Annotated in this window: 9 protein-coding genes; all 9 read right to left on the bottom strand. The window is 49.3% G+C overall.

Annotation, left to right across the window (positions count from 1 at the left end):
• Positions 1-1,157, bottom strand: a 1,157-nt coding sequence (gene hrpB, locus AQR02_RS33930) for an ATP-dependent helicase HrpB (protein ID WP_245237275.1), incomplete at its 3' end; no start/stop codon positions are given.
• A gap of 161 nt (positions 1,158-1,318) precedes the next feature.
• Positions 1,319-1,717 (bottom strand): DnaJ family domain-containing protein, encoded by a 399-nt coding sequence (locus AQR02_RS09920; protein ID WP_054940426.1) that lies wholly within the window; start codon positions 1,715-1,717, stop codon positions 1,319-1,321.
• A 20-nt stretch (positions 1,718-1,737) separates the two neighbouring features.
• The gene (locus AQR02_RS09915; RefSeq protein ID WP_054940425.1) at positions 1,738-2,082 is read right to left on the bottom strand and encodes a DUF1801 domain-containing protein; all 345 of its coding nucleotides are present in this window, start codon (positions 2,080-2,082) and stop codon (positions 1,738-1,740) included.
• 39 nt (positions 2,083-2,121) lie between these two features.
• Positions 2,122-2,811 (bottom strand): NAD-dependent epimerase/dehydratase family protein, encoded by a 690-nt coding sequence (locus AQR02_RS09910; RefSeq protein WP_054940424.1) that lies wholly within the window; start codon positions 2,809-2,811, stop codon positions 2,122-2,124.
• A 169-nt stretch (positions 2,812-2,980) separates the two neighbouring features.
• Complete coding sequence (locus AQR02_RS09905; RefSeq protein WP_054940423.1) at positions 2,981-3,790, bottom strand: SDR family oxidoreductase; 810 nt, start codon at positions 3,788-3,790, stop codon at positions 2,981-2,983.
• Between the two features lie 109 nt (positions 3,791-3,899).
• Complete coding sequence (locus AQR02_RS09900) at positions 3,900-4,646, bottom strand: hypothetical protein (protein WP_209444139.1); 747 nt, start codon at positions 4,644-4,646, stop codon at positions 3,900-3,902.
• Positions 4,647-4,758: 112 nt separating this feature from the next.
• A complete protein-coding gene (locus AQR02_RS09895; RefSeq protein WP_054940421.1) occupies positions 4,759-5,625 on the bottom strand; it encodes a transglutaminase family protein in 867 nt (288 codons plus the stop codon).
• Positions 5,622-6,575 (bottom strand): alpha-E domain-containing protein, encoded by a 954-nt coding sequence (locus AQR02_RS09890; protein WP_054940420.1) that lies wholly within the window; start codon positions 6,573-6,575, stop codon positions 5,622-5,624. Before AQR02_RS09890 ends, AQR02_RS09895 begins: the two co-directional genes overlap by 4 nt.
• Before the next feature lie 70 nt (positions 6,576-6,645).
• Complete coding sequence (locus tag AQR02_RS09885; RefSeq protein WP_054940419.1) at positions 6,646-8,109, bottom strand: circularly permuted type 2 ATP-grasp protein; 1,464 nt, start codon at positions 8,107-8,109, stop codon at positions 6,646-6,648.
• Positions 8,110-8,714 lie beyond the last annotated feature (605 nt).

The raw sequence follows: 8,714 nt of genomic DNA, 5'->3' as shown, positions 1-8,714 counted from the left end.
GCGGCAGGCGGCGCGTCCAGCCAGGGCAGCGCGGCAGGATCGCGCACGCCCCATAGCGCCAGCTCCAGGGCGAGCTGCGCCAGATCAGTTTCCATGATTTCCGGCACATTGTCATCCGGAAGACGGGCATGCTCTTCCCTGCTCCACTGCCTGTAGCAGACACCCGGTGCTGTCCGGCCCGCCCGGCCGCGCCGCTGATCAGCCGATGCCTTCGATACCGGCACCGTCGTCAGCCGCGGCATGCCGGTACGCGGCGAGAATACCTGGGTGCGCCTTAGGCCGGTATCAATTACCGTCCGTACCCCTTCGATCGTTAAGCTCGTTTCGGCGATGGATGTCGCCAGCACGACCTTGCGCTCGCCGGGTACAGCCGCGGCCACCGCAGCGTCCTGCATCGCCTGTGGAAGCTGGCCATACAGCGGCCGCACCACCGTTCCCGCCGGAAGCCGGCTCCCTTCAAGCTCGCGTTCGGTCCGGCGGATCTCCCGTTCACCGGGCAGAAACACAAGCACATCCCCAGGCTGCTCAGCGAGTGCGCGCAAGACAGCCGCTGCAGCGGATTGCTCCAGCGGAATATCGCGCTGCGAGGGAGCATAGAACGTCTCTACCGGATAGGTCCGGCCCGGACAATCCACCACGGCAGCGCCGCCCAGCAGCGCCGAGACACGCTCACCGTCCAGCGTAGCCGACATGATTAGAATCCGCAGATCCTCACGGAGAACGGATTGCGCCTCAAGTGTCAGGGCAAGCCCCAAATCGGAATGGAGACTACGTTCATGAAATTCATCAAAGATAACAAGCCCGACATCTCCAAGTGAAGGATCGCTCTGCAGCATCCGTGTCAGCACGCCTTCAGTAACTACAACAATCCGCGTCTGCCTGCTTACCTTACTGTCCATTCTCATCCGGTAACCGACCGTCTGCCCGACTTGCTCGCCGAGGCAAGCAGCCATGTATACAGCCGCTGACCGGGCGGCGAGGCGCCTTGGCTCCAGCATCAATATCGTTTTGCCGTCCATCCAGGGCTCGTCCAGAAAAGCCGGAGGCGTACCGGTCGTTTTCCCTGCTCCGGGTTCGGCGATCAGCACGGCGGCTTTACTGCTTTCTAGTATTTTTTTCAGGCCAGGGAGCACCTGCATAATTGGAAGCTGCTTCATCATTTCTCTCCATAACTGTTATAGTCTCAGTAACATTTGGACATCCTGTTCTCCAAACTCTTCACTTCATAATCATGGGCGAAACTGCGCTGGATTTCAAGATGCTGTTATTCCATATAAAAAAGCATTCAATCCGCATGGATCGAATGCTCTATACGACTCTATTCCTCATCATTCAATAACTGCTGGCGGACTTGTTCGCCATATTCTGTGAATACACTGCTGCTCTCCAAACCGCGTTCACGGAGCAGATCCTGCAGCCTCATCCGTTTTGCAGTCAATTTAGTACGAAGCGACTTCATCTCACTACTGCCGGCATCCCCGCTGCTGCGGCAGGCCGAGAGCAATCCCTCCAGTGTTACACATTCCCTTCGCAGGATGATTTCTTCCGGCAGGATACCGGCGTTTTTCATAATTTTGAACGACATCCGCAGATCTTCAGGAACTCCGGACAGATCCTCCAGCTCCAGCGGCTTCCCATGGCCCGGCAAATTTTCAAATTCACCGTTCCTCATCGCTTCCTGGATCCGCTGTTCCGCCAGCCATGACAGGTTTGCCATGTTCACCACTCCCTCATCGTTTACAGTCCAGACGAAGCTTGACTGAGCAGACCTGCAAAGAGCTCATAATTAACCGGTTTGCCTTCCAGCAGTTTGGCTGTCATCCGTTCCGGTTTACCGGGCTCAAACACTCCCTCCGGAACTTCGAGCCCCGACGCATTAAAAATCGTAAAGGTGACCCACCCCTTGGCTGTTGTAATCACTGCCGCATATTTCCCGTTCTTGAGAAAATGCGGTTTGCCGTATTGCAGCCGCTCCTGCACTTCCGGGATGGACTCATGAATCATTTGGCGGAGTTTATTGCAGATTTCATTTTGCCAGGGCTGCTTTACACTGTTTATAAAATCTGTAACCTGTTCATTCATGGGATCACCTTTTCTCCATAGTAAATGATGATTCACATCCTACTGCCTGGCTGCGGCGGCGATATCACGGCTCTCCAGAATTTCCCGGTCAAACCCCCGGCTGGCTACATGAATCATAGCTTGTCCGATCTCTCGCAGCGTAACCGCATAGTTAGGAAACAGCAGCCTTAGCAGGGGATACAGCCATTGAATCGCATAGTAATACTTGTGGGTCCGGGTCAGCCCCGGTGTAGGACGGATAAATGCCGGACGGAAAAAATACGTTCTGGCAAAAGACAGCTTGTTCAGATCATTCTCCGTCTTTCCCTTGACTCTGGCCCACATGCTGCGCCCCTGCTCTGTACGGTCCGTTCCGGAGGCAGTCACATAGCAGAAGACCATTCCCGGATTCTGCTCCGCAAAAACCTTCGCCATATATAGCGTGAGATCATGCGTCAGTCGGGTATATGCTGCCTCGCTCACTCCTGCCGAGGTGGAACCCAGACAAAAAAAGCAGGCATTATACCCGCGCAGCTGCTCCTCAATTCCGGAAAGATCAAAAAAATCTGTAAGCAGAATTTCAGTCAGCTTGTGATGATTAATCCCGCAAGTTCTCCGGTTTATAACCAGAACCGCTTCGACATCAGGATGAGTTAGGCATTCATGCAGCACACCTTCACCAACCATTCCCGTTGATCCCGTAATTAGCACGCGAATAGCTTGAGCTGATGATGTTGACCGAGTAGACATGATATCCTTCCTACTTTCTGCTTCAGGCTATGCAGAGATTTTACCATAACTTGTATGTTTTACAACCCTATAGAGACGTGAAACAGCCTTACTCCTGATCTATGACCGTAGAGTAAGGCTGCAAGCTATAAATGTAGTCTAAAATTCTCTTTTGCTGCGTTTTATCAGATTAACTTAACAGCGACTCTGCACCGTCAATCACGATTTGCGCTCCAGTGATATGAATCGATTCATCGGAAGCAAGGAAGGAGACAAGATCAGCGACATTCTCCGCTTTACCCGGCCCGTCCGCGAGCGGCTGGGCACCTTCCGGGAACTCAATCGGGATGACGATTTCCTCCACATCCTCATTGAACTCCGTTGTTTCATCGATGTTCGTTGAAATCGCACCCGGACAGATTACATTGACGCGAATTTTGAACTTCGCCAGCTCCAGTGCGGCCATCTTGGCAAACGCTACCTGTCCCGCTTTGGTGGTGCTGTAGGGCGACCAGCCGAAGCTGGTAAACCGTGTGTTTCCGTTGATCGAGCTCGTAATGATGATGCTCCCTTTGCCCTTATCCTTAAGGTGGGGAATAGTATATTTAAGCGTCAGGAATGTCCCGGTCAGATTGACCGACATGGTACGCTCCCAATCGCTTAGGCTCAGCTCCTCGATCGGCCCCACAGCTCCATTAATGCCTGCATTGGCAAACACAATATCCAGACTCCCGAAATGCTCAATGGTTCTCCGTACCGCCTCTTCCATCCGCTCCGCATCTGAAGTATCAACATCAATCGCCAGTGCACAGTCCTTGCGCAGCTTATTCAGCTTCTGTTCCAGTACGGAAGTACGTTCATTCACCAGGTCAAAAAGAGCTACATTAGCGCCTTCACGCGCCATCTGGATGGCCGTTGCCCGGCCGATCCCCGAGCCCGCACCTGTAATTATGGCTGTTTTCCCGACGAATCGCTGTTTTTTAGCTATATTTGGGCTCATATGTACACTCTCCTTCCACATCGTCCATATTCATGGCTCTGTTTCAAGATTACCCAAATGTACCTTGTTTATAATCACTTTGTGCAAAAGTTGCACAAAAATGAGATTATTAGTTTTTATTATTTTTTAAACTAACACCCTTAGTGATTTGTGATTCCAGATCCTCTAATGTTTTACCTGTAATCGTATCAAGAGCTTCAATATTATCGCTATCGCTTTCGATTGAAAACACAATCTTTTCTTTTTTGCTCTTAGTCAGTACTTCCTTCTCCGCATTTTTATTGTTATTAAATTTCAATTTGCCTTTATTGGTTTGATCAATTTCAATTTGAAATGGTACAGAAGCTGGAGTGAAAATATTCTTCGGCTCAACTTTTTTTAGAAACAAGATATATTTTTGCCCTTTTTCAGGTTGTGTATAATTGGGCAGATCAATCTCAGCCTCATATTGCTGACCTTCAACAATCGTACTTAGCTGTTGATAATGAGGTATCGCAACCTCTATCTCTCCGCTTACATCGCCATAGTTTACTTTATCAATAACAAATTTATAGACATCACTTATATATTTTTCACCCATATCCCAGTTTTCAATAAATTCTTCATAGTGTCCTGTTACAATATAATCTGCAAAACCCACAAGACCGCTCAGATCACCGCTTATTGCATAATCCGCATGATTGGTTACGGCAATGATTTCAGGTTCACCTGTGGTAGAACTCTCAGCGAAGTTGTTATTTAATATTAGCGCTATAGCTGCTATTAGAGTCACTGTGAAGATGAGTGTTATTGCTCTCCGTCTTCCTTTAATGATCACCTGTATTCCTCCCGCAACAAATAATCCATTATATCCCATAAGTATAACGCATAATCTGCTTTGGAGTTGCAGCTATCTCTGATCCAACACCAACAGCGCGCACCAGTAGATTCCGGCACACGCTGTATTCATTCTATTTGTACAAATCCTTCTAATTCTCCAGCTTGCGAACATCCACTTTGACCGTCAGCGTACCGGATACACCACGGTAGACGCCTTTTACCGGCACGATATCCTTGTAATCCCGGCCATGCCCGAGCTTAATGTACCGCCAGTTCACTTCCACATTATTCGTCGGATCAAAGCCCAGCCAGCCCGTTCCGGGAATATGGGTCTCCACCCATGCATGCGAAGCCTGCTCGAAATCTGCATTTCCGCCCTGCAGGTCACCGACAAAATGGTAGCCGCTGACGTATCTGGAAGGCAAGCCGACACTGCGGCAGACCGCAATCATCAAATGGGCATAGTCCTGACAGACACCTCGTTTAAGCTTGAGTGCTTTTTTGACCGTGGTATTTACGCTCGTAGCCTCGGGATCATAGGTAAACTGTTCATAGATGGTAGAGGATAGCTTCTTGGTCCATTCATACATATCGTCCGCTTCGTCAAAAGGATGCTGTGAAGCAAACTCAACCAGTTCCGGCGTTACTTCCGTATAGCGTGTCGGTAAAATGAACTCAATATACCGGTTCTGGAACTTCTCGTCATTCAGCAGCCTGACCTGCTCTTCCAGCGGAAGATGCGGCAGATCGGTACCCTGTGCTTTATCTAGCGTAACAACAGTCGCCTTGGTATGAATAACCATTTCTGTGTGCGGCTTATTGACTGAATAGGCATGCACCCGGTTCCCGAAAAAATCCTCATAGGTCAACAGGTTAGCGGCTGGAGTTACCTCTACCTCGTGATGATAACAGGACTGCCGGTAGTTTGTTCGCGGGGTCAGCCTGACTTCATTGACACTGTCCGTAACCGGTTCGGGATACGTGTAGGTTGTCGTGTGGTTGATCTGTATTTTCATACACGTACTCCTTCACGCCGAAAAAAAGCGCCCTCCATCGTTTTCCCTAATCTTTGGCAGGAAGTCTTCAGTGTATTCAGCACATCATCGACGAGATCGCCGGACATTTCTTCTTTTTCCATATAATCGAGATCGGCTTTGATTTTACCGGCCTGACGCATTACCTTCTCATGTCCTGAACCCTTCTCGGAGCTATCCAGCTCAAGTTTGGCTAAATGCTCCTCCAGCTTATGGAATGAGAAGCGGATCGAACGCGGGAAATAGGCATTTACAATCAGGAACTCCAAAATGCATTCCGGTGACATATCATCCGCATAATAACGCCGGAAAGCCTGGTACCCGCTTACGGATTTCAACACTGCCTGCAGCTGGGTGTATATAGAGTTGATCTCCTTGGATTTGCAGGATACAGTTACGGCCTGCAGAATCCGCGTCGTATTCTCGGCCCGCTCGAGAAACCGTCCGCTTTCAATAAAATGCCATTCGTTCCCTCTCAGCATAACTGACTGCTCCGCCCCCAGGAACATTGCGGCACGCTCCTTGACCTGCTGGTAGAACTGATGCGGCCCGCTCATGATATCCGCCACCGACTGTTCACCAAGCCAGAGATTGAAGCCATTGGCAATATCCCAGAGCTCGCTGGGAAGATGCTGGCGTAACGTCCGCAGATTATTACGGGCTTGATGCACGCAAGAAAATAAGGAATTAGCATTGCCGAGGTCCAGCGTGATAAAGGATAATACGTCTTGTTCAGCAAAGCTCTCGAATTGCTGCAGGTATTCATTTCTGACTCCGAGGGCATCAATCAAGCGTGACCACTTATGTCCCTCCGCCTGAAAATCCTCTTCCTGCTGAATGTGATAATGAACATCGATTAGCCGCGCATGATTCTCCGCCCGTTCAATATACCGGCCAATCCAAAACAAAGCTTCCGCATTGCGATTCAGCATCGTCACCACTCCTCCACCTAACCTAAATTGATGGCGCACTTTGTTCACTCAAAAAGCTTATTTTCCGGCCCTATGCCATAACCCAGGTGTCCTTGACCCCGCCGCCTTGGGAGGAGTTGACGACCAGCGAGCCTTCTTTCATGGCTACCCGGGTCAGTCCGCCAGGTATAACATGAGGCTTACGGTCCGCTCCCATTAACACAAATGCCCTCAAGTCGATATGACGCGGTACCATCGCTGCACCAGACAGCACAGGTGCTCTCGATAATGACATAATCGGCTGCGCTATATACCGGGCGGGATCAGCCAGGATTTTCAGCCGGAAGTCTACCAGCTCATCCTTAGTTGCCTCGCTTCCGATCAGCATGCCATATCCGCCGGACAGTGACGTTTCTTTAACCACCATCTCAGACAGATTATCAAGCACATACTGGCGTTCCTGAGGCCGGGACAACAGATAGGTGGGCACATTGCCCAGAATCGGTTCCTCGTTAAGGTAATAGCGGATCATATCCGGAACATAAACATACATGGCTTTGTCATCGGCGACTCCCGTTCCCGGCGCGTTAGCGATGGCGATATTGCCTGCCCGGTAAGCATTCATCAGACCGGCGACACCCAGAAGTGAACTTGGCTGGAAGGCGAGCGGATCGATGTAATCATCATCCAAACGGCGGTACAGCACATCCACCCGGCGCAAGCCGTTCATTTCCTTTAAATAAATCTTGTGATCCTGTGCTACCAGATCGCGTCCTTCCACCAGATGAATGCCCATTTGCTGTGCCAGATAAGCATGTTCATAGTAAGCTGAGTTATATTCCCCGGGCGTCAAGAGCGCGATCACCGGATCTTTTGTCCGCGACGGGGACAGACTGCGCAGCACCGACAGGAAACGGTTCAAGCTGTGATCCACATCCCTGATTGAACTGGCAAAAGATAACTCCGGGAACAGCTGGTTCATAAGCGATCTGCCTTTAAATAAGTAGGAAAAGCCTGAAGGAGTCCGCAGATTGTCTTCTAGCACGTAATATTCCCCGTCATGATGGCGGATTAGATCAATACCGGATGTGGTGACATAAGCTCCGCCAGGAACTCTGAGTCCCGCCATTTCCGGACGGAAGTATACATTAGAGATGATCATTCGCCGCGGTACAATACCGTCCTTTACAATGTACTGCTCATGGTAAATATCATGTATGAATAAATTCAGAGCCGTAATCCGCTGGATGATTCCAGCCTCAAGTCTTTCCCATTCGCCCTTCGGAATGATACGTGGAATCATATCGAAGGGAATCGTACGCTCCATCGGTTGATCCTGAGCCGGGTTGTACAGGGTAAAGGTAATTCCCTCTTCCATCATCCGGCGCTGCATCAGTCTCTGCTTGCTTAGCAGCTCTTCGGGGCTCATTCCGGAAAACATGCGGCCCACATGTTTATAATGAGGTCGGATACTCCGTTCATCGGCAAACATTTCATCAAAAAAATGCTGCAGCGGATACGGGGAAATACCGGGCAAAGGATCTAATTTGGACATGAGCCCGACTCCTTTCGGATCATTAAAATGTGTGAAGTTTGTTGACAAGAATCCTTATATTTTAAGAATTTACCTCGAAAATATCTAATACTACTTTAATAATACGTAAATGCTAATCTTTATGTCAATATATATAACAGCAATATGGAGTTTATGAACCATCCCTCATAAATGGAATCGCTTCCTTTCTCACATGGTTATTTAGAGGGAGCTGAGATGTGAATTATACATAGAATTGTATGCAGGAGCGTTGACAAGCAGTACTATTATGAATTTTTCATATGTTGTATTTTTAATATATTTGTTATTAAATTGTCTGAATCGCTGTTTCTTCTATTAAAAACGCGGGTCGCGGCTGTCCCGTTAACCGCAAATAAGGCCCGATCTCCAGATAAAACTGGAAACGGGCCTTTGGATGTTCGTTCTGAGTCTGGTTATGCTGAATCCTGCTGTCTTATCGATACTGGTTTATGAGGAGAGTTGTTACTCCTGGTCTTCAGCCTGATCTTCAGCCTGATCTTCAGCCTGCTCTTCAGCCTGCTCTTCCTCGCTGATCATCCCTGCGAATAAGGCATGCACGAATTGGCTGGAATCAAAAGGTCTGC

Source organism: Paenibacillus ihuae (assembly GCF_001368795.1).
GTDB classification, from domain to species: domain Bacteria; phylum Bacillota; class Bacilli; order Paenibacillales; family Paenibacillaceae; genus Paenibacillus_AQ; species Paenibacillus_AQ ihuae.
This window is presented reverse-complemented; position numbering and strand designations above follow the sequence as displayed.